We start from the raw sequence: 25,820 nt of genomic DNA, 5'->3' as shown, positions 1-25,820 counted from the left end.
CGCCCTCCGGGTGCGGACGCGACGGGTTCAGAGGGCGCGCAGCAGCTTCCGGCTGTTGGCCTTCTTCCAGACCGCGGGGAGGTCGTCGAGGGCGCGGACGCCCGCGCAGCGCTGCACACCGGCCAGTTCGCCGATGACGAAGGCGTCGTCCGGTGCCGTGTCCGGCCGCGAGGCGAGCCCGGCGAGGTGCTGCCGGGCGACGACCCCGTCCTGGTACGCGCCGAGCACCCCCTGGATCCGCTCGGCGCCCTTGGCGAGCCTGCGGGCGGGCCTGCCGAGCACGGCTGTGGCGGCCTCGGCGGTGTAGCGGGCCCGCTTGGCGGCCTTGCGGGTCGCGTGCAGGGCCCCGTCGCGGTTCCGCCCTGCGGGCAGCCGGTCGGCCTCGTCGTGGGCGCGGGCCATCTTGCGCCAGGACCGGGTCACCACCCGGGAGAGCTCCTCGCCCGCGCCGCGATGGGCGCGCTCGGTGACCGGCGGGTCGGCGATGAACGCGTCGAGAGCGTCGAGCAACGCGCGATACCGCGGGGTGAGCAGCGTCTTCCGGAGCCGGTCCCGCGCCGCGCTCTCCTCGCGTGCCAGGCGCGCCACCGGGGCCGGCTCGCGGGGCACCTCCAGCACGTCGGTGAGCTGCCCGGTGTACCGGGCTCGCAGCACCTCGAGGTCGCGGACCTCGCCGAGCGCGTCCGCCAGCCACTTCAGCTCCGTGTCGAGCGGCTCGACCCGGGCCCGGTCCAGCAGCCTGCGGTGGGTGCGCAGGATGCTGCGGATCCGGCGGACCGAGACGCGCATCTTGTGCACCGAGTCGTCGTCGTGGTCGGCGAGGCGCACGAGCGGGTCGTGGGCGAGCAGCTGCTCGGCCTGCCCGGCCAGGTAGGCGGTCATGGCCTCCCCGGCCGTGCCGGTCGCGGCGGGCCGCTCGACGGGGGCGAGCTCGTCGCCGAGCACGACCTCCAGTTTGGCGGCTGCCCGGCTCTTGCGGGCGCCGGAGCCGCGCAGCCGCTTGCCGACGGCCTTCACCACCTCCGGGGGGCCGTCGACCAGCTCCACCTCGATCTCCCGCCAGGTCTTCCAGCCCGAGCCGTCCGGGCGGGGGCCGAGCCGCTGCGCGGTCACGTTGTCGTCGGCCAGCTCGGCCAGGACCGTGCCGTCCGCGGCCAGCAGGGCTCGCTCGGTCCGCCGGGTCTCCAGCTGGGCGATCGGGAGGAGCTCGCGGCCCCGGGTGTAGGCCGCGACGAGGTCGGAGAGCCGCTCGGGCACGGTGTCGGGTCCGGGGAAGAGCGGGGCGTGGACCTCCTGCTTGGCTCCCCTGCCGACCGGCAGCTTGAGATGCCAGCCCGCGTCGTGGCCACCGGTACGCCGGCGCAGGGTGATGCCCCGGGCGGCGAGGCGCAGGTCCTCGGTGTCGTAGTAGCGCGCGACGAGCGTGTGCGTCGTCGGCTCGGCCACCGCGGACAGGCCCGGCACGTCGCGCAGATCGGGGAGCGCGAAACCGACGCCGGTCTCGTACTTCCGCTCGATCTCCAAATGGCTGGCCATCATGATCCTTCCTCTTGAGATTTCCGCTGCTCTCCTGGGCCCTACCCAGGAACACGCCGATCTCGCGGGCATCGAGCGAATGTCTGGGGTATTTCGGCAGTTAAGAGACTTCTAATACGGTTTGCCACGTTTTCTGGCCGGGTAGCCAGCGGAGGTCTGGGGCTTTCGGGGGGAGGCCGGCATGGCGGATGCCTGGGCGAGGCGGGAGGACCGGCGGCTGCTCACCGGCCAGAGCCGGTACGTCGCGGACCTGGTGGTGCCGGGGTGCCTGGACGCCGCGTTCGTCCGGAGCCGGTTCGCGCACGGCCGCCTGCGCGAGGTGGACTGCGCGCCCGCCCGCCAGGTGACCGGTGTCCTCGGCGCGTGGTCGGCCGCCGACCTGCCCGGCCTCCCCTCGGTCCCCATGACGGTCCGCGCGGCCCTGTCCGCGGGGGACGCGGTGTCCGGGCGCGACTGGCCGTCGCTGGCCACCGACCGGGTGCGGTACGCCGGCGAGGCGGTCGCCGTGGTGGTCGGGGAGGACCGCTACCGGGCCGAGGACGGGGCGGCCGAGGTCGGAGTGCGGATCGACCCGCTGCCACCGGTGATCTCGGCCGCCGAGGCGCTGGACGGCTCGGTCACCCTGTTCGACGGCCGGGACAACGTGGCGCTAGAGGGCTCGGCCGGCGCTCCGATCGACGAGGCCGTCTGGCGGCGGGCGGCGGCCGTGGTCGAGGCGCGGTATCGCCAGCAGTTGCTGCTGCCCTCGCCGATGGAATGCCGGGCGTTCCTGGCGATCCCCGAGGCGGACCGGCTGACCGTGTGGTGCTCGCACCAGGCGCCGCACCGGCTGCGGGACGAGCTCGCCGGGGTGCTGGGCCGCCCGGCCGAGGGCGTCCGGGCCGTGGTGCCCGACAGCGGCGGCGCGTTCGGTTCCAAGAGCGCCACCTTCCCCGAGTACATCGCGGTCGCCTTCCTGGCGCTGACGCTCGGCCGCCCGGTCCGGTGGATCGAGGACCGCGCGGAGTCGCTGCTCGCCGCCAGCCGGGGCAGGGGCCAGGACCAGCGGGCCCGGCTGGCCGCGGACGCCGAGGGCCGCCTGCTCGCCTACGAGCTGCGGATCGACGCCGACGTGGGGGCCTATCCGCAGATCGGCGCGGGGCTCCCGATGCAGACCGCCTGGATGGCCACCGGCGCCTACGCCACTCCCCTGGTGCACGCCACCGTCCGCTCGGTGCTCACCACCACCATGCCGACCTACCCCTACCGAGGGGCCGGCCGGCCGGAGGCGACGTTCGCGATCGAGCGGACGATGGACCTGCTGGCCCGCAGGCTGGGCCTGGACCCGGCGGAGCTGCGACGGCGCAACTTCATCGCGCCCGGCCGGTTCCCCTACGACACGCCGACCGGCCGCCGCTACGACAGCGGGCGGTACGAGGAGGCGTTCGACCTGGCCCTGGAGACCTTGGACTACGGCCGGTGGCGGGCCGAGCGGGCCCGGCGGCGGGCCGACCCGGCCGCCGCGCCGCTGGGCATCGGGCTGTCCTGCTACGTGGAGCGCACCGGCGGCGAGCCGGGCGGGCTGCACGAGTTCGGCGGCGTGGAGGCCTGCCCGGACGGCACGGTGGTCGCCCGCAGCGGGGCCTCCTCCAGCGGGCAGAGCCATGCGACGGTCTTCCCCGCGCTGGTGGCCGCGGCCCTCGGCATGGAGGCGTCGCGGGTCCGGCTGGTCGAGGGGGACACCGACGAGGTGCCCGACGGCGTGGGCTCGTTCGCCAGCCGGTCGGCGCAGGTGGGCGGTGCGGCCCTGCGACACGCCGCCGAGACCCTGATCGACCGGGCCCGGGAGCGGGCGGCCCGCCTGTGGGGGCTGCCGGTCGAGGAGGTGGCCTGGTCCGCCGGCGCGCTGCACTCCCGCCAGGACGTGTCGGTGCGCATGAGCCTGGGCGAACTCGTGCGGGCCACCGGCCCGCTGCGGGTGGACGACCGGCTGGAGACCGATCGGGCGTTCCCGTTCGGCAGCCACGCCGCCGTGGTCGAGGTCGACCCGGACCTGGGCACCGTCCGGGTGCTGCGGCTGGTGGCGGTGGACGACTGCGGCGTGCCCCTCGACCCGAGACTGGTCGCCGGGCAGGCCCGGGGGTCGGTCGCGCAGGGCCTCGGCCAGGCGCTCTACGAGGCGGTGCCCTATGACGAGACCGGCGTGCCGGCGCTGCCCAACGGGCTGCTGGACTACCTGCTGCCGACGTTCACCGAGATGCCGCCGCTGGACCTGAGGGAGACCGTCACCCCGACCCCGTGGACCTCGCTGGGCGCCAAGGGCGCCGGGGAATCGGGCTGCATCGGTACCCCGCCGGCCATCGTCAACGCGGTCGCCGACGCCCTGGAGATCACCGATCCCGGACTGCTGCAGATGCCGCTCACGCCGGACGTCGTGTGGCGGGCGGCGCACGGCCGGAAGCACACCCGGGAGACGGAGCACCGGTGAAGCCCGCCGCCTTCGACTACCTCGCGCCCCGTACGGTGCCGGAGGCGGTGGAGGCGCTCGCCGACACCGGCCGGCGGCCGCAGGTGCTCGCGGGCGGGCAGAGCCTGATGCTCGACCTGCACTTCCGGCGCGCACATCCCGGCCTGCTGGTGGACATCAACCGCGTCCGCGACCTCGGCCACCTGGACCTCGACGACGGAGCCCTGCGCGTCGGCGCGCTGGTCCGGCACCGCGTGTTCGAGTCGGCCCAGGTCGCGCCCGGCCCGCTCGGCCGGCTGCTGGCGCTCGCCGTCGTCAACATCGCGCACCCGCCGATTCGCGCCCTGGGGACCATGGCGGGCAGCCTGGGCTACGCGCACCCCGCCGCCGAATGGTGCACCACCGCGCTCACCCTGGACGCCGGCATCGAGCTGCACGGCCCCGGCGGGGTCCGCGTGGTCGCCGCCCGCGACTACTTCCACGGCCCGCACCTGACCGCCCGGCGGCCGGAGGAGCTGATCACCGCCGTCCGGCTCCCGCTGCTCGGCGGCGGCACCGGGGTCGGCTTCGCCGAGCACCGGCGCACCCACGCCAGCTTCGCCCAGATCGCCGTCGTCGCGACGCTGACCGCACCCGGCGGCGTGATCACCGAGGCCCGGATCGGGCTGGCCAACGCCGCCGACCGGCCCATCCGGGCGTACACCGCGGAGCGGTCGCTCATCGGCGCCGAGGCCGACGGGCCCCCGCCGCCCGGCGAGCGGCCGGACGGCGCGCACCCGTACGACCGGGCGGGCCGGATCGCCGCCGAGCGCGACGCCGATCCCCGCCCCCGGCCGTACGCCGGCGTGGACTACCAGCGGCAGGTCGTCGCCGTCCTCGTCGGCCGGGCGCTGCGTCAGGCGGCGGCGGACCGGCGCGCGCACGACGGGCGGGACGGAGCCGGAGGAGACCCACGATGAAGATCACGCTGACCGTGAACGGGCGGGAGTACCCGCTGGACGTGGAGCCCAGGCGTGTCCTCGCCGACGTGCTGCGCGACGACTGCGGCCTGACCGGCACGCACCTGGGCTGCGAGCACGGCGTCTGCGGCGCGTGCACGGTCCTGGTGGACGGTGCGGCCGTCCGGTCCTGCCTCCTGCTGGCCGTGCAGTGCGAGGGACGCCCGGTGCGCACCGTGGAAGGGCTCGCGGACGGCGACGGAGCCCACCCGCTCCAGCGGGCCTTCTCCGCCGAATACGCACTGCAGTGCGGATTCTGCACACCGGGTTTCCTGATGCTCGCCGCCGGCGCGCTGGAGTCCGACCCCGGGATCGCCGACGACCCGGAGCGGCTGCGGGAGCTGCTCACCTCCAACCTGTGCCGGTGCACCGGCTACGAGCCGATCCGCCGCGCGGTGCTGCGCGCCGCCGCGTCCGCTCCGGCGGACGGCGCGGCCGGTGGCCTCCCGCCCCCCTGACCGCCACGGACAACCGGCGGGGGCGAATGACTCACTCGGTTCAGTACTCCCCGGCGGGCCGATCTCATACGGTCTCGGCGTCAGACCACGAAAGGCGCCGATCGAGGGGATCGTGCTCCGATGCTGGAACGTCGTGCCTTCCTCAACGCCGCCGGGCTGCTCGGCGCGGTGGCGGTCGCGCCGGGTCTCCCGCCCGCCTTCGGCGCCGCCGGCCCGGACGCCGCGGCCCAGGCCGTCCGGCAGGCGCTGGCGACGCTGACCCACGACACCTTCTGCGGTCTCGCGGTGTTCGTGGCACCGGGCCCGGACGCCTACTCCCGGGCGCAGGGCACGCCGCGCCGCGAGCCGGGGGCCATCGAGGCCCGGGTACCCGACTTCCTCACCGGCGCCCTCGACCGGTACCTCCCGTTCCCCGACCGGCTCGCCGTGCCCGTCATGCGGGCGCTGTCGCGGGGTGCCGGCTCGCTGGCGCTGCCGGAGGTACGGGGCCGGTCCGCGCCCGCGGCGACCGTGCGGAGCGTGGACCGGGGGCTGCACGGCCTGCTGGCGAACGACGCCACCATCCCGCTGTCCCCGGTGGTGGCGCTGCTGCTCAATCTGGAAGCCGTACGGGTCGACCCGGCATCCGCCCGGGGCCCGTTCGTCTCACCGTTCGCCCGGCTGACCCACGCCCGCAAAGCGCGGGTGTTCCAGTTGCTGGAGGGCCCCGACGCCACGCTGGTCGAGCTGTTCGACCGGGAGCTGCCCGAGCCGCTGCGCCGATCGGTGTCGGGCCTGCTGAAATTCCTGGGAGGCGCGCTGCTGGAGCTGACCGCGCTCGGCTCCTACTCGGAGTGGGCCGTCTTCGATCCGGCGGCCAAGCGCCTGCGCGGCCGCCCGGTCGGCTGGCAGGTCTCCGGCTACCGGCCGTCCGCCGACGGCTGGGACGAACACCGTGGTTACTACCAGGGCCGCAGAGAGGCGACCGGCTGATGCGCGATGTGATCGTGGTCGGAGCGGGCGCGGGCGGCCCCGTGGTGGCCAAGGAGCTGGCCGCCCGCGGGCTGGACGTCCTCATGCTGGAGGCCGGCGCGCACTACACCGACCCGCGCGGCTCGTGGACCCACTTCGAGAACGACGCCAATGATCCGCTCACCGGTTTCCTGCGGTTCGGGCCCGCCGACCGCCGGAAGCCCGCGTGGCTGCGTGAGGAGCCGCAGAACTCCTTCATCCTCCAGGTCGCCGGGGTGGGCGGCACGACCCAGCACTACTTCGGCAACTCCCCGCGCGCCCACCGCGGGCTGTTCGCGGGGTACCAGGGCGCTGATCGGGGTGCCTACGACACCGCGCACGCGTTCCCGTTCCGGTACGAGGAGCTGGTCCCCTACTACGAGTGGGTGGAGGCGACACTGCCGGTGCAGACCGCCGCGATGGGCACCAAGGAGGCCGTGTTCTTCCGGGGCGCCGAGAAGCTCGGCATCCCCGTGCAGACCACCAAGGACACCGCGGGCGCCTCGTACCGCCCCCAGGAGAACGCCATCCTGCAACCGGGCGGCACCGCGGGGCGGACCACCGATCCGGCGCGGCTCGTCCATCCCCAGGCGACCGGCTGCACCTACTGCGGCTTCTGCCTGCAGGGTTGCATGGAGCCGATCCGGGCGCCGCGCAACCGGTTCGCCAAGCGCTCCACCGACAACAGCTACGTCCCGATGGCACTCACCGCCGCCGCCTGGGCACCGCACGGCCGCAACATCACCTTGATCCCCGACGCGTTTGCGGTGCGGGTGCACAGCGAACGCCGCGGCGGCGAGACCGTCGCCACCGGCGTCACCTGGCGGGTGGGGGCCACCGGGGAGCACCACCGGGAGGACGCCAAGGTGGTCGTGCTCGCGGGCGGTGCCGTCGAGACGCCACGGCTCTGGCTGAACAGCCGGCTGCCCGACCCCAACGGCTGGGTCGGCCGCGGCTACACCGACCACTTCCTCGACTGCGTCACCGGGCTGTTCGACGAGGACACCGGCTCGTCGCGGGGCCCGAGCTCGGCCGCACGCTGCGACTTCCCGGGACGCGGCGCGCTGGAAGGGCTCGGGATGCCCCCGGCCATCCAGGCGTTCAGCATGGTCCTGTCCGGCAGCGGGGTGCGCGGCCACTACACCAACGGGCGCGGCATGACCGGCCCGTGGGACGGCCCCGCCGGCCGGGTGCTGGGCCCCGAGCTCAAGGACGCCCTGCTGAACGGGGTCGACCGGCTGCTGAACGTCCTCATCCTCACCGGGGACGACGTGCAGCGCCGCAACCGGGTGCTGCTGTCGGTGTTCCCGCCCGACGAGCACGGCGCGGTGCCCAAGGTGGTGCTCGACGGCCGTACGCGCACCCGGCGCACGGCCGCCAACCGGGAGTTCCTCGTCCGCAAGGCCACCGAGCTGGTGCGCGGGGCCGGTGCCCGCAAGGTCTATCGCTTCGACTGGGCGCCGCTCATGCTGCACGTCCACTCCTCGATGCGGATGGGCCACTCCGCCGACGACTCGGTGCTCGACGGCGAGGGCGAGAGCCGCTGGGTACGGCGCCTGTACGTCGCCGACAACTCCGCGCTCGCCAACTCCCTCGGCGGCCCCAACCCGACCCTCACCACGCAGGCCCTGGCCACCCGTACCGCCGAAAAGATCTTCAGCAGGCACTTCCACGGGCGGCCCTGGGTGCGCGGCGAGTCACCCGTGGTCTCCACCGACCGGCGCGTCTCCCAGGCCCTCTGACCGGCGGCCTGCCGGGCCGGGGCGGGCCCCCGGCCCGGCCGCCCCGTGCCTCCAGACCGGCCTCCGTGCCGACGGCCTCCTGGAGGGGAGGTTCCGTCATCGGGAGATCCGCCGCACGGCCGGGATCGCCGCCGCCAACGACGCCACGGCCTCCTCGGTCCACGGGCCGGTGCTGAGCACGACCACGTGATCGATGCCCAGCCCGGCCAGCGCGGCGCATCGCGTCACGAAATCGTCCGGTGACTCGCCGGACGCCAGGCGGGTGCTGATCGTCTTGTCGATGTCGGCGTACGCCCGGCCGGTCTCCTCGCAGTGCCGGGCGAGCACCGCGAGCTTGCGCGTGACGGTCCGGCCGCCGTCGGGGACGTCGAACAGGTTGCACGCGTCGGCGTACCTCGCCACCAGGCGCAACGTCTTCCGCTCACCCGTGCCTCCGATCAGGATCGGCGGGTGCGGGCGCTGGAGGGACTGCGGGCTGTTGATCGGGTGGTCCAACCGGTGGTGCCTCCCCTCGAAGGGGGTGCCGTCACCCGCCCACATCCGGGTGGCGATGCGCAGGGTCTCCTCCAGCCGCTCGAACCGCTCGGCGACGGCCGGCAGCGGCAGCCCCATCGCCCGGGCCTCGCCCTGGTGATATCCGGCCCCGACGCCCAGCCAGGCGCGGCCGCCCGACAGCACGTCCAACGTGGTCACCGCCTTGACCAGCAGGGCGGGCGGCCGGTAGGTCACACCGGTCACCATGGTGCCGAGGCGGGCCCGGTCGGTGTGGGCGGCGAGGAAGCCCAGCGTGGTGTAGGCCTCCAGCATCGCCGCCTCGGGCGTGCTCGCCGGGTCGGCCTGGAGCAGATGGTCCGCCACCCACACGGTGTCCACGCCGGCCTCGTCGGCCAGGCGGGCTGTCCGGGCGAGCTCGGCGCGGAGCCCGGAGCCCGCGCCGGGCTCCGGATAGGCGGTGATGCTGAGACTGACGCGCATGGCCGGGTGTCCTCAGGAGACCGGGGGACCGGCGACCGGGCTGAGGTGCAGTCCGGCCAGCAGCCAGCGTTCACCCTCGCGTACGGCGATGTGCGTGACGCGGAACCGGCCGTCGCTCTGCTGCCCCTGGTAGGCGGCCTCCTGGGTGTGGCGCCCGACGGCGACGGCGGCGCTGCCGTAGTCGCGCACCTGGACCTCGTCCCAGACCAGGGAGCGGGTGACGAACGCGCCGGTACGGTACCGGTCGAGCCACTGCTGCTTGTCCAGCACGAACCCGACCGGGCCGACCAGGGTGAAGTCGCCGGTCGTCATCGCCTCCAGCGCCGCGACGTCCGCGCGCACCTCGGCGTCCGCCCAGCGGCGGCCGAGCTCGCGGACCTGCTCCTCGGTGGTGCTGCCCATCGTCCTGTCCTCCTGTGTCTCTCGCCGACCTTTCCCAGAACGTTAGTCTTCTAACGGTGAGATATCAAATGCTTAGACAGCAGAAGTCTGCGGTATGCTCCAGCCGTGCCCCGCCCCTCTGGTCCGCCCGGTCCACCCATCGGCGTGATCCTCGCCCGTACCGCCAAGACCGTCAGCCGGGCCTTCGACGACACGCTGGCCGCCGCCGGCGGGTCCCTGCCGATCTGGCTGATCCTGATCTCGCTCAAGACGCAGGAGCTCGGCAACCAGCGCGAGCTGGCCAGGGCGGTCGGCATCCAGGGCGCGACGCTCACCCATCACCTCAACGCGATGGAGACCGACGGCCTCATCACCCGCCGGCGCGATCCCGCCAACCGCCGGGTCCACCAGGTGGAGCTCACCGAAGCGGGCGAGACGCTGTTCGGCCGGCTGGCCACCGCGGCCATCGACCACGACCGGCGGCTACGGGCCGGCCTCGGCGACGACGAGATCGCCACGCTGGCCCGGCTGCTCGACCGCATGCGGCACAACATCACCGGCGACGAGCCGGAACCGGGCCGGCCGTTGCCACGCCCGAAGGCATAGGGAGCGGCCCGTCCGGGAGACGGGCTCGCCGTCAGCCCACCGGGACGCCGTGGCGGTCGACGGCGCAGTGCCGGCGCCAGGAGTACGGGACGCGGCCGGGGCGGAAGACCCCACTGTCCAGCAGCGCCTTGAGGACCGACCGGCAGGCCTGGTGGCGCAGCTCGACCCGCTCGGCACTGCGGCGGGCGGCGAGCCAGGTCTTCCAGGCGGGCAGCCCGATGGTCGGGTAGACCCAGGGGTGCACCATCATGTCGAACATGAAGGCGATCGCCCCCGGCACGATCCACCGGAGGGCGAACCGGTCGGTCCAGCCGGCCGCACGGTAGTGCTCGGCCACGGTGGTGCGCGCGTAGGCGAGGTGCCGGGCCTCCTCCTGCCGGTGGTAGAGGCTGATCCGCCGCAGGTAGTCATCGGCGTCCGGATGCTCGGACACCAGCTTCTGCAGCAGGTCGGGGACCTCCTCGCCGCCGAGCACCAGGGCGTCCAGGGTGGCGGGACGGCGCATGACCAGCGGCATCATCCGGCCACGGATCCGGCGGGACAGCCGGCTGTCGATCGGATTGCGCTGTCGCGGCGCCAGCTGGGCCACCACCCGCGCGAACAGCCGCGAGTGCCGGGTCTCCTCGCCGATCTCGTGCAGCGCGTAGGTGAACCGCGGATCGGTCACATCGGGCGAGACCGCGAGGCGGAAGGCGAACCCGGCCATGAGCACGGCCTCGAAGGTGATGCCGATCCGCATCATCGAGGCGAGCTCCTCGCGGGCGAGCCTGCTCTTCTGCGCGTCGGTCAGCTCGAGGCCCAGACCGGCGACCGACAGCAGGTCGTCGGGGATGATCTGCGGCGCGGTGAACTCGCCGAGGACCTCGGCGTCGGGCTCGATGACCCGGCGCACGGAGGCGGTGTTCAGCCGGTCGACGCGTTCGGTGCGCAGCTCGCGGCTCGCGCGGAGGTCTTCCCTGGTGGCCATCACGGCACCTCTTCCTCGGGGGGGACGGTCCGGCTCTCGGGGTCGGTGCGCACGGAGCCGATGAGATGGTCGATCACGGCGCCCCACTCGCCCTGGCCGGGGCGGGGCAGGTCCAGCGTGTTCATGATCAGCGAGCCGAGCACGACGGTCATGCAGAAGTGCGCGAGCTCGGCGGCCCGCAGGTCGTCCCGGGCCAGTCCCTCGTGCTGCGCCTGCCCCACCGCGGCCTCCAGCGCGGCCACGCGGTGCCGGACCCCGGCTGTGATCATTTTTGCCACCTGAGGATCGCGCCGGGCGGCGGTGAACGCCTCGAGCAGCATCACCCCGTGCTCCCCGGTCCGGGAGGGGAGCCTGCGCGCCAAGTCGCCGAACACCGAGATCGCGGTGTCGGAGGAGCCGGCCGAGAACAGGTCGTCCAGCTCACTGGGGACGTGTGCGGCGATCGCGTGGCCGAGCAGCTCGGCCTTGGTCTGGTAGCGGGAGTAGATGGCACCGGTGGACAGCCCCGCCCGCCGGGCGATCTCGCTGGTCCGGGCGCCCTCGTAGCCACGCTCGACGAACACCTCGGCCGCGGCCGCCAGCAGCCGTTCCTGTACCGCTTCGGCGGTCACACCCGCGATCCTGCCCATGGCTAAAAAAATACCAGGTCGTCTTTTAATGGTCCAGCCCCTCAGCACCCTGCCGTGGGCGGGGACGCGGACGGTGGCCGGGAGACCGCGGTCGCCGGGTCAGCCGGTACGGAAGGGCGCCCAGCCGGTGATCGCGAATCCGTCGCCGTCCCGCCGGACCGCGGTGGCACCGTGCCCGCCGAAGTGCGCGGGGACGACCAGGGCACCGGTGTCGGCGGCCTGGCCGAGCACCCGCCGCCGGGAGGCGCGGGCCGTCACGGGATCCTCGCAGAAGCGGCTGTTGTCATGCGGTTCGAGGATCTGCACCGGGCTGTGCACCAGGTCGCCGACGAAGACGGCCCGGTCGTCGCCGGACCGGAGCCACAGCACGGCCGAGCCGGGGGTGTGCCCGGGCGCCGGTTCCAGCGTCAGGTCACCGTCGATCCGGTACGAGTCCCGCCACAGTAGGGCCTGCCCCCGCTCGACGATCGGCGCGATGCTGTCGTCGAACACGAGGTGGCCGCCCTCCCTGCGCAGCCGGTCGGCGTCGGTGACGGGCGCCGGGCGCCTGCCCGCGTTGGCGGGGTGGAAGTGGTCGTAGTCCGCGTGCGGGATCAGGTAGGTGGCGTTCGGGAAGGTCGGCACCCATCGGTCCCCGGCCCGCGTGGTGTTCCACCCGACGTGGTCGTAGTGGATGTGGGTGTTCACCACCAGGTCCACGTCGGCGGGCCGGACCCCCGCTCGCGCCAGATCGTCGAGGAACGGCGTGTGGAGGTTGGTGAACCGCGGGACCTGCGGACGGTACCGGTCGTTGCCCACGCCGGTATCGATCACGATCGTCCTGCCCCCGCCGCGGAGCACCCACGACTGGACGTGGCAGAGGCAGGCGTCGTCGTCGGGGCGCCAGAAGTCCGGCACCAGCAGGGAGCGGTTGTCGCGCCAGATCTCCGGCCGGCCGGCCGGGATGATCTCGCGGGCCGTTCCGATCGGCCCGGCCCATTCCACGACGCGGGTGACGCTGACGTCGCCCAGTTCGATCGTGTCCGAGTCCGGCGGCGCAGGCATGTCGTCCCCCTGTGCCCTTACTGCACTCCGATGACAGCCAGGAATTCCAGTTGCTCGACCGCCGGGCTACCGGGAGGTGCCCTGAAGACGAGCAGCATCTGGCTCCGCTCCTCGCTGAGCAGGATCTCGCAGTCGACCTCGATGATCCCCAGGGTGGGGTGGACGATCTTCTTGCGGTCGTGGCGGCGTACCGCGACCTCGTGCTGTTCCCACACCTCGCGGAACTCCCGGCTCTCCTTCAGGAGCGCCGTGACCAGGGCGGCGGCCTCGGGATCGCCGGGGCGCCTGGCTACGGCGGCGCGCAGGTCCGCGACCTGTACCTGGGTGTGGTGGGGGTGATCGGCCTCCGGGTAGAGCGCCCGGGCGGCCTCGTCGGTGAACCACCGGTAGATGACGCTGCGGCTCAGCCCCCTGTAGCCGGTCTGGTCGCCCACCAGAGCGACGGCCATGGCGTTCTGCGCCAGCACCTCCCCGAGGTCGGTCATGACCTGGGCGGGCGTGTCGGTCAACCGGTCCAGCAGGTAGAGCAGGCCCGGGCGCACATGCCCCCCGTCCGTATGGCTCGGCGGCGGGGTGTGCCCGGCCAGGTAGAAGATGTGGTCGCGCTCGTCGCGGGTCAGCCGCAACGCCCGGGCCAGCGAGGCGAGCACCTGCTTGGAGGGCTGCGGGCCGCGGGCCTGCTCCAGCCGCCCGTAGTAGTCGGCCGACATCCCGGCGAGCTGGGCGACCTCCTCGCGGCGCAACCCCGGCGTACGGCGCCGGGTGCCCGCGGGCAGACTCATATATCCCGGAGTCAGCGACTCCCGGCGACGGCGCAGGAAGTCCCCGAGTTCAGCGCGGTTCATATCTCCAGCATGGACCCTGACCTGGCCCTTATCCAGGGAACGACGGTCCCTGGCTGAGCTCTTCAAATTGCTTCGGAGGGCTGCTGATACTGGTTTCAGGCGTCCCCGGGTGGACGCGACGGCCTGGAGGATCTCGTCCCCGGCTCAGATCCCGTACACCACATTCTGGAGCATTGATGCACTACCGCACCCTTGGCACCACCGGCCCCACCGTCTCCGCCGTCGGCCTGGGCACCATGGGCATGTCCGATCTTTACGGGCCCGCGGACGAGGCCGAGGGCATCGCCACGATCCACACCGCGCTGGACGCCGGCGTCACGCTCCTGGACACCGGCGACTTCTACGGCTCCGGGGACAACGAGATGCTCATCCGCCGGGCGCTGCGCGGACGGGATCGCGACGAGGTCGTGCTGTCAGTGAAGTTCGGGGGGATGCGCGACCCGGGAGGTGGCTGGGGTCCCATGGACGGCCGCCCGGCGGCGGTACGCAACTTCCTGGCCTACACGCTGCGGCGGCTCGGCACCGACCACGTCGACATCTACCGGCCCGCCCGGCTCGACCCGGCCGTCCCGGTGGAGGAGACGGTCGGGGCCATCGCCGAGATGGTCCAGGCCGGTCACGTCCGCCACATCGGGCTGTCGGAGGTCGGCGCCGACACCATCCGCCGCGCCGCCGCGGTGCACCCCATCTCCGACGTGCAGATCGAGTACTCACTGCTGTCCCGTGGCATCGAGGACCGGATCCTGCCGACGGTCCGCGAGCTCGGCATCGGCATCACCGCCTACGGCGTGCTGTCACGGGGACTGCTGTCGGGCCACTGGAGCAGCCGGACCGCGCTCTCCCCGGACGACTTCCGCAACCACGTCCCGCGGTTCCAGGGCGACAACCTCCAGGCCAACCTCCGGGTCGTCGACGCGCTGAGCGAGGTGGCCGAGGACAAGGGCATCGAGGTGTCCCAGGCCGCGATCGCCTGGGTCCTGTCAAGGGGCGAGGACGTCGTGCCGCTGGTCGGTTGCCGGCGCGTCCACCAGATGACCTCGGCGCTCGCGGCCGCCGACCTCGACCTGACCGCCACGGAGCTCGCGGCCATCGAGCGGGCCGTACCCGCCGGGGCCGCCGCGGGCAACCGGTACGCCGACGTCCAGATGGCCATGCTGGACAGCGAGAAGTAGGGCCGGTCATGCGGCGGCGGCATCCGCCTCCGAGCTTGATGCCGCCGCCGCGGTCCCTGAGACCGTCTGCCAGTGAGGTGACCGTCAGCACCTCTGGCCACGGTTGATGCAGCTCACAGCCCGGTTCATCAGACCGGCCGGCATGACGTTCTCGAAGTCGGCGTGATCGGTGACCGGGTTGTGCAACTGCTCCGGGAAGGAGTCGACCGCGAAGAGCTGACCCTGGTCGATCTGCGCCTGGCTCCTCTGCAGGTTGCGGTAGGTCAGGGTCATGTGCAGCTGCGGCACCGCCTTGGTACCGGTCGGGCACGCACCGCTGGCCGCTTCGGGGAACACGATGTGCGTACGGTGGTTGGCACTGTCGATGTTCGTCCCGTCCCAGCAGCTGGGGAAGTCCAGGATCCGCATCACGCTGCTGCCGGCGGGGCACAGGGGGTACTTGTTGGTGGTCACCCTGTTGGTGAAGCCCGTGCAGCTCCAGGCCGCCTTGGCGTTGAGCCCTCCGTTGGTGCCGGCCTTGGCGTCCCCGGTGATGATCCGCAGGAACCTCGGCATCGCCGTCACCTTGCTCGTCGCGTTGCCCCGGAACTGCAGGGTCGCGGTGGCCGGTCGCTGGATGGCGCCGATGTTGAGATCGGTCGCGCTCTGGTCGGCCTGCGCGGCGTCGGCCGCACTGCGCGAACGCACCACGGGCCAGTAGTAGGTCGACTTGTCACCGCTGCGGCAGGTGGTGCCGGCGGCCGCCAGACTCTCGTCGGTGGAGAACCCGTCCGTCGAGAGATTGCCCACGTAGTCGTGCGTGTGGTGGGCGCCGTTGCTGACCCCGGGCGCGACGATGAAGTTGTCGGGGTTCTGATGCTTGTTCCCGTTGGTGCCACAGCGCGACACGAACGAGCCCCTCGAACCGGCCGCTCCGGCGGGTGGCTGCGCGGCGACCGGCGGCACCTGGTTGATGTCGACGAAGTCCACGGAGGTCGGCCCCAGCAGCGCCTGCCCGCCACCGGGAGCCCCGGTCGCACCGGGACTGGCCGTGGCCGTCACGCCCGCACTGGGATCGGCGCTCGGGTCCGCGCTGGGGTCGGCGGACGGGTCCGCGCCGGCACCGGGGTCGGCCGCACCGGCGAGCGTGCACGTCGCGAGCGCGTCGAGACCGGCGGGCCGCTGCGCCGTACGCCCGATGGCCGTGGCGATGCGGTTGATGGTGGCGGTCCGCTTGTCCTTCAGCGGGCCGAGGATCGCGTTCTGGACGAAGCCGGCGCCACCCTCACCCGCCGAGCTCGCCAGCCGCCGGTTCGCCTCGGAGATCTGCTGGTCGAGCAGCGCGAGGTTCCGGTCGACCTCCGCCTGCGCGGACGCCGGAACCGCCGGGAGCTGATCCGCCACCGACGGGCAGTTGACCGTCTGGGCCGCGACACGGCCGGACGCGCCCGCCGCCGTCGGCTGTCCGTACGCCGGCAGACCGGCCAGGACCAGCCCGATTCCCGCGGCCAGGGCGATGGCGCCCGACACCTGCCTTGGTCGTGGTTTGCCCCTGGTGCGTTGCATAGCCACACTCCCTCCGGTGTTTCAGGTGAGTCGCCAGTGACAGCAGCCACGGTGACTGGCACTAGGTACGCAGCGGGCACCGGGTGGGGTTCAGCTCGCCGGCAGATCCGGCTCCGCCCGCCATCGCGGGCACGTGGCTGACGGCCTCAGATGGTGAAGCCGCCGTCGACGTTGATCGTCGCCCCGGTGACGTACCGGCCGTCGTCCGCGGAGAGGTACGAGACCGCCGCCGCGATGTCGGCCGGGGCGCCGTAGCGGCCAAGCGCGGTGAAGCCCCTGATGGTGCCGGCGTGCGGGCCGTCCGCCGGGTTGGCGTCGGTGTCGGTCGGCCCCGGATTGATCAGGTTGACGGTGATCCCGCGCGGGCCCAGCTCACGTCCGAGGCCCTTGGTCAGCCCGATGAGAGCGGTCTTGCTCATCGCGTACAGGGCGAAGCCGGGGAACACCGCGCGCTCGGCCATGTTGCTGCCGATGTTGATGATCCGGCCGCCGTCGGGCATGTGCCGGACCGCGGCCTTGGCCGCGATGAATGGCGCGCGCACGTTGACGGCGACGGTGCGGTCGAACTCCTCCTGACCGAGCTACTCCAGAGGTCCCACCAGGTAGACCGCGGCGTTGTTGACCAGGATGTCCAGCCGCCCGAACTCGGTGACGGCCCGGTCCACCGCGGCGATCACCGCGTCGGGGTCGGCGTTGTCCGCCGGTACGGCCAGCGCCCGCCGGCCGGCGGCCTTGATCTGATCGACCACGGCGGCGGCCCGGCCGGTGTTCTGCTGATAGGTCAGCACCACGTCGGCGCCGTCCTCTGCCAGTCGCAGGGCGACGGCCGCTCCGATGCCCCGGCTGCCACCCGTCACCAGCGCTACTTTTCCATCAAGGTCTCTGTTCATGATCCGAAGCTTGGCCGACCGGGCGGCCCCTGTCTGGCGGCAATCGGACGCCTGAATCTGTCCCTGGGCCTGCCTACCGTGTCGGCACAGCGGCACCACCACGGCGGCTGCCGTTGTGACACGCCGGTTCGGAGAGGACATCGCATGACCCAGGTAATCCTGCACGTCACCATGTCGCTGGACGGTTTCATGGCCGGGCCGGGCATCAGCGCCGAGCACCCCATGGGCGAGGGCGGTCTCCGGCTGCACGAGTGGGTGTTCAACGGCTCGGACAACGAGGCCGACGCCGGGGTGACGCGCGAGCTGCTCGCCACCACGGGCGCGGTCGTGCTGGGCAGGCGGACGTTCGACGTGGGCGTGGGAGTGTGGGAGGACACCCCGTTTCCGGTGCCGTGCTTCGTGCTCACCCACGAGGTCCGCGACGAGCTGGTCATGAAGAGCGGCACCTTCACCTTCGTCACCGGGGGCGTCGACGACGCGCTGAAGCGGGCCCGGGCGGCGGCGGGCGAGCAGAAGATCAACCTCATGGGCGCCGACGTCGCCCAGCAGTTCCTGCGGGCCGGGCTGCTCGACGAGATCCACCTCCAGCTCGCACCGGTGATGCTGGGCACCGGCCGCCGGCTCTTCGAGCATCTGGGCACCGAGCACATCGAGCTGGAACGCACCAGGGTGACCGAGTCGCCGTACGTCACGCACCTGCGGTTCCGCGTGGTGAAGTAGCGCGGCGCCCGCGACCGCGCGGCTCATCACGGCGGCACCGTCCCGCCACCCGCCGGGACGTTTCTAGAGCGGCCGGGGCAGTGCTGTCCGCGAATTGCTTTGCCCTGACCACCGATACGCGGCCTTGCATCGCCGACCGGCAGAGCGCATCGGCAGACCACTGACCGGCAAGCCGCTGGTCAGCAGGCCGCGCGGGGGTGGTCAGGGCAAAGCAAAAGCAGAACGGCAAGCCGCTGGTCGCCAGGCCGCGCGGGGGTGGTCAGGGCAAAGCAAAAGCAGAACGGCAAGCCGCTGGTCGCCAGGCCGCGCGGGGGTGGTCAGGGCAAAGCAAAACGAGAACGTCTCCCCCTCCCCGAGTCGGATACGAGGGCATCCCTGGCGTACTTTGCCGTGGCCTGCTCACCCTGCTCACCTGCTCACCCTGCTACGCCGCTGAAGACGGCCGGCACTTCCGCCCCGACATCGGGCACTGCACCGCCTGCGCTCACCCAGGACGAGCCGGCCGTACTCCTGGACACCATCAGGTTCGGAGCCCTGGACCGCTGATCGCAACACCCCGATTCGACCGGACCACGGCCGGGGAGAACGGCGGGTGGGGGGATCAGATGGCACGTGAGGTGAGATTCCAGCGGATCTACGAACCGTCCTCGCCGGAGGACGGGACGCGGGTGCTGGTGGACCGGGTGTGGCCGCGCGGCATGTCCAAGGAGTCCGCGCACGTGGACCGGTGGGAGAAGGACGTCGCCCCCTCGACGGAGCTGCGCCAGTGGTACGGGCACCAGGCTGAGAGGTTCGAGGAGTTCCGGCGCCGCTACGGAGCCGAGCTGGCCGAGCCCGAGCGTGGGACGGCACTGCGACGCCTGCGCGAGCTCGCCGAGCAGGGACCGGTCACACTGCTCACCGCCACGAAGGATCTCGAGCACAGCCAGGCGGCCGTGCTGGCACACCTGCTGAACGAAGACCGGTGAGCCCCATGGGCTGGCGCCTCGTCTCCGGGTCGTTCCGCCGCCGTGGCCGGGTGCCCGGCGCGGCCTCATGGACCGGACGGTCCCGGACTCAGGCCATGATGTTGTTCGGTCCCCGGCGAGGGGACGAGCCGGATCCACAGGAAGGAATGCCTGATGTCGAATCAGCGCTTCGCCCGGGCGCTGGAGTCGATGCGCAGTCGCGATCCTCAGGTCAGCGAAGACGGGTTCGACTTCCTGCGCGAACACGCCGACTCCTTCGTCGGCGAGCTGATCGCGGAGTTCGAGCGGGAGCAGGACGACCAGGGCCTGCGCTGCCTGCTTCTCGAACTCCTCGCCGAAGCCCGGTCACCGCGTGCCCTGACCGTGCTGGCGGGCCAGCTCGAAAGCGTTGACGAGTCGCTGCAGCTCTGGGCGGTCAGGGGCCTGGAGATGCTCGACACCCGTGAGGCACAGCAGGAGCTGCAGCGGGCGCGCGCCAACGGCTGGATCGCCTGACGCGCTCTCCGGTCCGGTCAGCGGCCGCTCTCGTTGATCGTCTGGGTGGCCTCGTCGATGATGTCGCGCATCGCGCGCTCCGCGGACCCCTCCACTGACGCGGTGCCCACTCGCCGGTGGCGGGCCGGAAACGCAACGCCGTTCACCCGGATGAACCGATCCGTCCCGGCGTTTCCGCGACTCGGTCCACAGTTTGTCCCTCCTTGCCTGTTCACTGCCTTGACCTCGAACGATGCGCCTCTAGGGTGATCGTCTGGTGGACGGAGGGGCACGGTGAGGCTGCGGTACGACTGGTCCGTGCGGACGCGGATGACACTGCTGTCCAGTGCGGTGATCGGGTTGTTGAGCCTTGCCTTCTGCGGGATCGTCCTGATGGGACTGCGCGAGCACAGCATGCGGGACAGGGCCGACGAGGTCCTGCTGGCGGATCTGCGCGTGGTCCGGCTCATCGCGCGCAACGAGCTTCCGCGTGTGATCAATGACCGGTCCGTCTCGGTCGTCCAGGTCGTGAACGCGCGGGGGCGGATCGTGGCGGCCAACGAGGCGGCGCTCGGCAAACCGCGGATCGCCTACTTCGTCCCACCCGCCGAAGGGACACGAGCCGACCGGGTGAGCTGCTCGGTACCCGGCTTCCCCCACCGTTGCATGATCATCGTGGCCGTCCGGATCTCCATCGCCAGAGGTGAGTGGATCGTCTACGGCGCCGACCCCGTGGTCCCCTGGTACGTCAACGGCTCACTGCTGACCACGCTCGTGGCCGGATCGGTGTTGCTGATCATCGCCACCGCGTTCGGCACCTACCGTGCCGTGCGCAACGCCCTGGCCCCCGTCGAGGACGTCGTGGGCGAACTCACCGAGATCACCGCGAGCGATCTCGGCCGCCGGGTGCCCGTGTCGGTGCACGACGACGAGATGCGCGGGCTGGCAGTGACCGTCAACCAGACCCTCGACCGGCTGGAGACCGCGGTCGAACGGCAACGGCGCTTCGCCTCCGACGCCTCGCACGACCTGCGCAGCCCGATCACGGCCATGCGCCTGCAGGTGGAGGAGGCCCAGCTCCACCCGGACGAGACCGACTGGACCAAGACCGCCGAGGCCCTCGCCGTCAGCCTCGACCGGCTCGAAGCGATCGTCACCGACCTGCTCGCCCTCGCCCGCCTCGAGTCGGGCACCAAGTGCGCCAGGGAGCCCATCGACCTCGGCGAACTGGTCGGCACCGAACTCGCGGTCCGCACCGACCGCATCCCGGTCACCGCCGGCCTCCAGCCCGGAGTGATGATCAACGGCGACCGGCTCCAGCTGATCCGGCTGCTCACCAACCTCCTCGACAACGCCGAACGCCACGCCGTCTCCGCGGTGACGGTCCGGGTCCGCGGGGACGCCGGCGAGGCCGTACTCGAAGTGTGCGACGACGGCTCCGGCATCCCACCCGACCAGTGGGAAAGAGTCTTCGAACGCTTCACCCGCCTCGACACCGCACGCAGCAAGGACGCCGGCGGCACCGGGCTCGGCCTGCCGATCGCCAGGGAGATCGCGGAACAGCACGGTGGCACCCTGACCATCGAGGACTCCGACCAGGGCGCCCGCTTCGTCCTGAGAATCCCGGTCCACGACTCATCACAGGCGCAGGCACGCTGAGATGGGCGTGGACCGGGAGTCAGTCCGGCCAGGGCGCCACGGAACCGCCGTCACTTGCTGGGCTGCGGAGTGCTGCACTTGATCTTGGGGTTGAGGCCGACGTAGTTGAGGGGACCCGCGACAATGGTCACGAGGATGGTGCTCGCCTTGGCGCAGTTGTCCACAGATCCGCTGTAGTAGTGCCGCTGGCCCGCGGCGATGGCGCCAATGACCAGCCACAGTATGAGGATTACCGATCCGATGCGCATATCAATACACCCGCACTTTCTTCATCTCGGACATACAGCTCGCCAGAGACGAGCAACTCGATAAGGCTCATTCCTCACAGTCGGCATCCGTTTTCGGAGGCCGGGGGAAACAAGCCCGTCCAAGTCATCGCGGTGTCTACCCAACATATCGGGCAATACTCGGACTAGAACGGACAAGATTTGCACGCCCAGCCCGGCGCACCCGTTGATCCGGCGGGCGGTGAGCCCGGCCCGGAAGCCGGGAAGGAGAGCCGGATGAACGTGCTGGTCGTCGATGCCGGCTCCGCGAGCCTGCACCTGAGGGTCGTGGCCGATGACGGCGCGGTGCGCGCCGGGCGGGATCTCGAGGACCCCGGCGCGCAGGACACCGTGCGGGCGCTGCGTGAGCTGGCCGCGGGCGACCTCGGGATCGACGCGGTCGGCCATCGGATCGTGCACGGCGGCCCCGGCCTGAGCGCACCGACACTGGTGGACGACGAGGTCCGCGCCCGGCTGGACCAGGTCGCCCAGCTCGCGCCGCTGCACGTGCCGCCCGCCCTGGCCGCGCTCGACGAGGCCCGCAGCGTGCTGGCGGACGTGCCGCACATCGCCTGCTTCGACACGGCCTTTCACACCGGGCTCCCGGAGGCCGCCTCCGTCTACGCCCTGCCCGCCGAGTGGCGGGAGCGGTACGGCATCCGCCGCTACGGCTTCCATGGGCTGTCGTACGCGTGGACGCTGGCCCGGACCGCGGAGCTGCTGGGCCGTCCCGCGGACCGGCTCCAGGTCGTGCTCACCCACCTCGGCGGCGGTTGCTCGGCGACCGCCGTGCGGGAGGGGCGCAGCGTGGACACGACCATGGGGTTCACCCCGCTGGAGGGGCTGGTGATGAGCCGCCGCAGCGGCACCGTCGACCCCGGGCTGCTGCTGTGGCTGGCCACCGAGCACGGCCTGAGCGCCACGGAGATGACCGAGGTGCTGAACCGGCGGTCCGGCCTCACCGGGCTCTCCGGGACCTCGGGCGACACCCGCGAGCTGGTGAGGAGCCGGGCGGCGGGCGACGCCGCCGCCGCGCTCGCGCTGGCGGTCTTCACCCACCGGGCACGGAGCGCGATCGCGGCCATGGCCGCCTCGCTCGACCGCGTCGACGCGCTCGTCTTCACCGGTGAGATCGGCGAGGACCAGCCGGAGGTCCGGGAGGAGATCTGCGCCGGCCTCGGGGTGCTCGGCATCCGTGGCGGGCTGGGATCGGCCGGCGTCCTGTCCGAGGACACCATCGTGAGCGCCCCGGGCGCCGCTGTCGCCGTGCTCGTCGTCCCGACCGGAGAGATCCAGCAGATCGTCATCGAGGTGCGCTCGGCCCTGCGGGGCTGACCAGGCCCGCAGGGTCGCGGGCCGCGGGCGAAACGCCCGGCCCGGGGCAGATCTCTGCCCTGTCATGCAGATTCTTGCCCTGCCATAAAGGCTTGCCCGAGAACAGCCGCCGTTACATGATCACATTATGCGGGCTTTTGGTGAGCACCGGAACGACGACACTCATTGAGGTAGAAATGTTGCGGCATATGATGACGTCAAAGATCCACCGGGCGACCGTCACGCAGGCCGATCTGCATTATGTCGGATCACTCACTCTGGACGAGGATCTGCTCGACGCGGCGGGCCTTTTGCCCGGGGAGCGGATCGACGTCGTGGACATCGACAATGGCGCCCGGCTGACCACCTACCTCATCGCCGGCCCGCGCGGCTCCGGCGTGCTCGGCATCAACGGCGCGGCCGCCCGCCTGATCAGCCCCGGCGACCTGGTGATCATCATCGCGTACGGCCTGGTCACCGAGGAGGAGGCGCACGCCCTCCAGCCGCGGGTCGTCTTCGTGGACGGCGCCAACCGGATCATCCACACCGGCAGCGACCCCGCCGAGAGCCTCCTGGGCACCGGTACCGAGCGCGGCGACCTGGTGGCCGTGGGCCGCTGACCAGCCGGCCGGCCGGACGCCCCCGAGCCGGACACCACAGAGCCGGACGTCACCAGAATGGATATTCACGTGACCACTCGTTCTTGGTTCGGGCCCTATGTCCGCCCGCAGGCCCGCATATCCGTTGACGCCATTCATGACCTGATGCACCGGGAACTGGCCGACTGCGGGGTACGGCTGGATTTCCCGGTGCTCCCCCAGCATCCGTTCGTCATTCCCGAGACCTCCTATCGCGAGCTGTTCCGCGCCGGGCACGGCCTGCTCCGTCTGCTGCGCAGGGCGGTGCTGCGCTCGGGCACCACACGGCGGTCGCGGATGGCGGCGCTGGGCGCCGGCGACTCGGCCTACCCGATCTTCGCCGATGACGACTTCGAGGAGCGTTTCTGCGCCCTGATGGCCCGGCCGGACGTGGTGATCGGACCGGACGGCCCCAAGTTCGTCGAGTTCAACGTCTCCGGCACGTTCGGCGGCCCCACCGAGAGCCAGGTGTTCACCAGCGTCTGGCACCAGGTGTACGGACCGCGGGAGGAGGCCGGGTTCTGGGGCTTCGACTCCTTCAGGGCCAGGGCGGACGCGCTGCTGGCGGCCCGGCGGGAGCTGGGCGCCGAGCCCACCCTCGCCGTGGTGGGGTCACGGCGCGACATTCCCGGGGCCGGCTCGGACCGGTACTTCGACCTCGAGGTGCGCTACCTGCGCCGCCGGGGGCTGACGGCGGACTTCTTCGAGCCCGAGGACCTCCTCGACGGCCTCGGGCTGCCCGGCCGGCTGCGGTACGCCCTGGGGCTGCGCTACTTCAACGTGGTCGACTGGCAGAACCACGGCATCGACCTCGCTCCCGTGCGCACGGCGGTACGGGCCGGCTGGCGGCTGCTGCCGTCCCAGACCAGCGGGATGCTCGCCAACAAGAAGGTGCTCGCGTGGGTGTCCGAGGGCCGGCCGTGGATGACGGAGACCGAGCGCGACCTGGCGGACCGGTACCTTCCCTGGACCCGTGAGGTGCGGGACACCAAGACCACCTGGCGCGGCCGGGTCCGGGCGCTGCCCGAGCTGCTGCTGGCGCATCCGGAGAACTTCGTCCTCAAGAAGTCCATCGGCATGATGGGGCTGGAGGTCCTGCTCGGGCCCGACACCGGGGAACGCCGGTGGGCGGACGCGGTGGAGGACGCGCTGGCGTCCGGAGACTGGATCGTCCAGGAGTACATCACGCCGGTCCGTGTCCCGATGGTGCTGAGCGACGGTTCCGAGGCGGGCACCCGCACCGAGATGGTCGCTCCCGTGCTCAGCCCGTGCCTGTTCGGCACCGGCTCGGGCGGTTGCCTGACCAGGTTCTTCCCCGACGGAAGCCGGGGTGTGGTCAGTGTCTACGGCTTCGGGGCGATGGAGAACGTCGCCGTGGCGGGGACCGGCCGATGAGCGGCGGATCGCTGGTGGTGATCGGCAGCGGATCGCTGGCCCGCGCGCTGTGCCACTCGATCGCCGTCCTGGTGCGCGACCCGGTGCGGGTCACGGTGGTCGCGCGCTCGGAGCCGCGGTCGCGGGAGCTGTGCTACACCGCCGAGACCCGGGCACGGCTCGGCGGCGGCCGGGCGGGGTTCCGCGCGGTGCCGAACGCGCTGACCGACGAGGACGACCTCGCCGCCGCCCTCACCGCCGCGGAGCCCTCGCTGGTGGTGTGCTGCGCGTCCCGGCAGTCGCCGTGGGAGGGGCAAGCAGCGCCGTCCGCGTGGACGGCGCTGCTCGACGCGGCGGGAATCGCCATGGCCCTGCCGCTCCACACCGACCTGGCCTGGCTCGCGGGCCGGGCCCTCGCCCGGCTGCCGTACCGGCCCACCCTGGTCAACGCCTGCTATCCGGACGCGGTGAACCCGCTGCTGCGGGCACTGGGCGTGCCGGTCGCCACCGGGGTCGGCAACGTGGGCCTGCTGGCCGCCTCGCTGCAGCGGGAGCTGGACCTGCCCGACCAGAGCGACCTGCGGGTGCTCGGCCACCACCTTCACCTGCACGCCTGCGCGGACGCGGCGGACGAGGCACAGGCGTGGCTGGGCGGACGGCCGCTGGCCGGGGTGGGCGACCTGCTCGCCGACCAGCGCGCCGCCGCCCGGCCCGAGCTCAACGCCGTCACCGGGCATGCGGCGGCCCTGCTGGTCCGGGCCCTGCTGAGCGGCGCGGACCTGCGGACCAGTCTCCCGGGCCCGCTCGGCCTCCCCGGCGGATACCCGGTACGGGTGCGGCACGGCGGCGTCGAACTGGACCTGCCGGCCGGGCTGGACCGCGAGCGGGCGATCGCCCGCAACCAGCGGTGGGCCCGGCGGGAGGGCGTCGAGGTCGACGGCGGGACGGTCGCGTTCGCGGCGCCGGTCCGCGACGTGCTCGCCCCCCATCTCGGCCGGTGGGCCGGCGGCTTCACGGCCGGGGAGACCGCCGGGGTCGTGGGCCGGCTGCTGCGGCTGCGCGACGAACTACGCCGGCACCCCGCACCGGCCGGGCATACGGCCGTACCCGTGGCCGTGCCCGTGGCGAGACCGGCGGTCCGGCCGGCGGCCGGCCCGGCAGTGAGAACGCAGTGAGAGAGGAC

General features: G+C 72.5%; 24 protein-coding genes and 1 pseudogene. 15 read left to right on the top strand and 10 right to left on the bottom strand.

The features are described from left to right. Positions 1-27: 27 nt before the first annotated feature. Positions 28-1,539, bottom strand: a complete 1,512-nt coding sequence (locus ACRYCC_RS04365) for a CYTH and CHAD domain-containing protein (protein WP_433808924.1) — start codon at positions 1,537-1,539, stop codon at positions 28-30. A 178-nt stretch (positions 1,540-1,717) separates the two neighbouring features. Between ACRYCC_RS04365 and ACRYCC_RS04360 the strand changes: the two genes are divergently transcribed. The 5 genes from ACRYCC_RS04360 (at position 1,718) to ACRYCC_RS04340 (ending at position 8,170) form a co-directional block, all read left to right on the top strand. After that, positions 1,718-4,003 carry a xanthine dehydrogenase family protein molybdopterin-binding subunit gene (locus ACRYCC_RS04360; RefSeq protein ID WP_433808922.1) on the top strand — a complete coding sequence of 762 codons (2,286 nt, stop codon included), beginning with the start codon at positions 1,718-1,720 and terminating at the stop codon, positions 4,001-4,003. Next, positions 4,000-4,941, top strand: a complete 942-nt coding sequence (locus ACRYCC_RS04355; RefSeq protein ID WP_433808920.1) for an FAD binding domain-containing protein — start codon at positions 4,000-4,002, stop codon at positions 4,939-4,941. The genes ACRYCC_RS04360 and ACRYCC_RS04355 overlap by 4 nt, the downstream gene beginning before the upstream one ends. Continuing rightward, positions 4,938-5,438, top strand: a complete 501-nt coding sequence (locus tag ACRYCC_RS04350) for a (2Fe-2S)-binding protein (protein WP_433808918.1) — start codon at positions 4,938-4,940, stop codon at positions 5,436-5,438. The genes ACRYCC_RS04355 and ACRYCC_RS04350 overlap by 4 nt, the downstream gene beginning before the upstream one ends. Before the next feature lie 120 nt (positions 5,439-5,558). Continuing rightward, positions 5,559-6,410, top strand: a complete 852-nt coding sequence (locus tag ACRYCC_RS04345) for a hypothetical protein (protein ID WP_433808916.1) — start codon at positions 5,559-5,561, stop codon at positions 6,408-6,410. Continuing rightward, complete coding sequence (locus ACRYCC_RS04340) at positions 6,410-8,170, top strand: GMC family oxidoreductase N-terminal domain-containing protein (RefSeq protein ID WP_433808914.1); 1,761 nt, start codon at positions 6,410-6,412, stop codon at positions 8,168-8,170. Before ACRYCC_RS04345 ends, ACRYCC_RS04340 begins: the two co-directional genes overlap by 1 nt. A 96-nt stretch (positions 8,171-8,266) precedes the next feature. On the opposite strand, the gene ACRYCC_RS04335 is transcribed toward ACRYCC_RS04340, so the two are convergent. Then, positions 8,267-9,145: an LLM class F420-dependent oxidoreductase gene (locus ACRYCC_RS04335; RefSeq protein ID WP_433808912.1), complete on the bottom strand. Its 879-nt coding sequence runs from the start codon at positions 9,143-9,145 to the stop codon at positions 8,267-8,269. 12 nt (positions 9,146-9,157) lie between these two features. Beyond that, the gene (locus tag ACRYCC_RS04330) at positions 9,158-9,547 is read right to left on the bottom strand and encodes a nuclear transport factor 2 family protein (protein ID WP_433808910.1); all 390 of its coding nucleotides are present in this window, start codon (positions 9,545-9,547) and stop codon (positions 9,158-9,160) included. 105 nt (positions 9,548-9,652) lie between these two features. Here ACRYCC_RS04330 and ACRYCC_RS04325 point away from each other — a divergent pair, with 105 nt between their 5' ends. Continuing rightward, complete coding sequence (locus ACRYCC_RS04325; protein ID WP_433808908.1) at positions 9,653-10,132, top strand: MarR family winged helix-turn-helix transcriptional regulator; 480 nt, start codon at positions 9,653-9,655, stop codon at positions 10,130-10,132. 31 nt (positions 10,133-10,163) lie between these two features. Here the strand turns inward: ACRYCC_RS04325 and ACRYCC_RS04320 are convergent, their stop codons facing one another. The 4 genes from ACRYCC_RS04320 to ACRYCC_RS04305 all read right to left on the bottom strand — a co-directional run bounded on the left by ACRYCC_RS04320 (position 10,164) and on the right by ACRYCC_RS04305 (position 13,617). Then, positions 10,164-11,099 (bottom strand): diiron oxygenase, encoded by a 936-nt coding sequence (locus tag ACRYCC_RS04320; RefSeq protein ID WP_433808906.1) that lies wholly within the window; start codon positions 11,097-11,099, stop codon positions 10,164-10,166. Then, positions 11,099-11,728 carry a TetR/AcrR family transcriptional regulator gene (locus ACRYCC_RS04315; RefSeq protein WP_433808904.1) on the bottom strand — a complete coding sequence of 210 codons (630 nt, stop codon included), beginning with the start codon at positions 11,726-11,728 and terminating at the stop codon, positions 11,099-11,101. Before ACRYCC_RS04315 ends, ACRYCC_RS04320 begins: the two co-directional genes overlap by 1 nt. Positions 11,729-11,827: 99 nt before the next feature. Further along, on the bottom strand, positions 11,828-12,772 hold the full coding sequence (locus ACRYCC_RS04310; protein ID WP_433808902.1) for an MBL fold metallo-hydrolase: 945 nt from the start codon (positions 12,770-12,772) through the stop codon (positions 11,828-11,830). 17 nt (positions 12,773-12,789) lie between these two features. Continuing rightward, positions 12,790-13,617, bottom strand: coding sequence for a helix-turn-helix transcriptional regulator (locus ACRYCC_RS04305; RefSeq protein WP_433808900.1), 828 nt, complete (start codon positions 13,615-13,617; stop codon positions 12,790-12,792). A 176-nt stretch (positions 13,618-13,793) separates the two neighbouring features. On the opposite strand from ACRYCC_RS04305, the gene ACRYCC_RS04300 reads away from it, so the two are divergent. After that, positions 13,794-14,789 (top strand): aldo/keto reductase, encoded by a 996-nt coding sequence (locus ACRYCC_RS04300; protein WP_433808899.1) that lies wholly within the window; start codon positions 13,794-13,796, stop codon positions 14,787-14,789. Positions 14,790-14,873: 84 nt separating this feature from the next. Here ACRYCC_RS04300 and ACRYCC_RS04295 read toward each other — a convergent pair whose 3' ends face one another. After that, the gene (locus ACRYCC_RS04295; protein ID WP_433808898.1) at positions 14,874-16,334 is read right to left on the bottom strand and encodes a DUF1996 domain-containing protein; all 1,461 of its coding nucleotides are present in this window, start codon (positions 16,332-16,334) and stop codon (positions 14,874-14,876) included. 146 nt (positions 16,335-16,480) lie between these two features. Beyond that, positions 16,481-17,224: pseudogene (locus ACRYCC_RS04290) on the bottom strand (SDR family NAD(P)-dependent oxidoreductase). Between the two features lie 144 nt (positions 17,225-17,368). Between ACRYCC_RS04290 and ACRYCC_RS04285 the strand changes: the two are divergent. The 4 genes from ACRYCC_RS04285 to ACRYCC_RS04270 all read left to right on the top strand — a co-directional run bounded on the left by ACRYCC_RS04285 (position 17,369) and on the right by ACRYCC_RS04270 (position 21,045). Further along, positions 17,369-17,944: a dihydrofolate reductase family protein gene (locus ACRYCC_RS04285; RefSeq protein ID WP_433808896.1), complete on the top strand. Its 576-nt coding sequence runs from the start codon at positions 17,369-17,371 to the stop codon at positions 17,942-17,944. A gap of 605 nt (positions 17,945-18,549) precedes the next feature. Further along, positions 18,550-18,912 (top strand): DUF488 domain-containing protein, encoded by a 363-nt coding sequence (locus ACRYCC_RS04280; protein WP_433808894.1) that lies wholly within the window; start codon positions 18,550-18,552, stop codon positions 18,910-18,912. A gap of 153 nt (positions 18,913-19,065) precedes the next feature. Next, on the top strand, positions 19,066-19,407 hold the full coding sequence (locus tag ACRYCC_RS04275; protein WP_433808892.1) for a hypothetical protein: 342 nt from the start codon (positions 19,066-19,068) through the stop codon (positions 19,405-19,407). 273 nt (positions 19,408-19,680) lie between these two features. Further along, on the top strand, positions 19,681-21,045 hold the full coding sequence (locus tag ACRYCC_RS04270; RefSeq protein ID WP_433808890.1) for a sensor histidine kinase: 1,365 nt from the start codon (positions 19,681-19,683) through the stop codon (positions 21,043-21,045). Between the two features lie 50 nt (positions 21,046-21,095). Here ACRYCC_RS04270 and ACRYCC_RS04265 read toward each other — a convergent pair whose 3' ends face one another. Beyond that, the gene (locus ACRYCC_RS04265; protein WP_433808888.1) at positions 21,096-21,293 is read right to left on the bottom strand and encodes a hypothetical protein; all 198 of its coding nucleotides are present in this window, start codon (positions 21,291-21,293) and stop codon (positions 21,096-21,098) included. 255 nt (positions 21,294-21,548) lie between these two features. Here ACRYCC_RS04265 and ACRYCC_RS04260 point away from each other — a divergent pair, with 255 nt between their 5' ends. The 4 genes from ACRYCC_RS04260 (at position 21,549) to ACRYCC_RS04245 (ending at position 25,812) form a co-directional block, all read left to right on the top strand. After that, the gene (locus ACRYCC_RS04260) at positions 21,549-22,646 is read left to right on the top strand and encodes an acetate/propionate family kinase (protein ID WP_433808886.1); all 1,098 of its coding nucleotides are present in this window, start codon (positions 21,549-21,551) and stop codon (positions 22,644-22,646) included. Positions 22,647-22,822: 176 nt separating this feature from the next. Beyond that, positions 22,823-23,245: an aspartate 1-decarboxylase gene (gene panD, locus ACRYCC_RS04255; RefSeq protein WP_433809914.1), complete on the top strand. Its 423-nt coding sequence runs from the start codon at positions 22,823-22,825 to the stop codon at positions 23,243-23,245. Between the two features lie 69 nt (positions 23,246-23,314). Beyond that, the gene (locus ACRYCC_RS04250) at positions 23,315-24,658 is read left to right on the top strand and encodes a hypothetical protein (RefSeq protein ID WP_433808884.1); all 1,344 of its coding nucleotides are present in this window, start codon (positions 23,315-23,317) and stop codon (positions 24,656-24,658) included. Further along, the gene (locus ACRYCC_RS04245) at positions 24,655-25,812 is read left to right on the top strand and encodes a hypothetical protein (RefSeq protein ID WP_433808882.1); all 1,158 of its coding nucleotides are present in this window, start codon (positions 24,655-24,657) and stop codon (positions 25,810-25,812) included. The genes ACRYCC_RS04250 and ACRYCC_RS04245 overlap by 4 nt, the downstream gene beginning before the upstream one ends. Positions 25,813-25,820: the final 8 nt, after the last annotated feature.

This window comes from Actinomadura scrupuli (genome assembly GCF_050971785.1).
In the GTDB taxonomy this organism is placed as follows: domain Bacteria; phylum Actinomycetota; class Actinomycetes; order Streptosporangiales; family Streptosporangiaceae; genus Actinomadura_E; species Actinomadura_E scrupuli.
The sequence above is the reverse complement of the archived record's forward strand: the minus strand, read 5'-3'. Positions and strand labels throughout refer to the sequence as shown.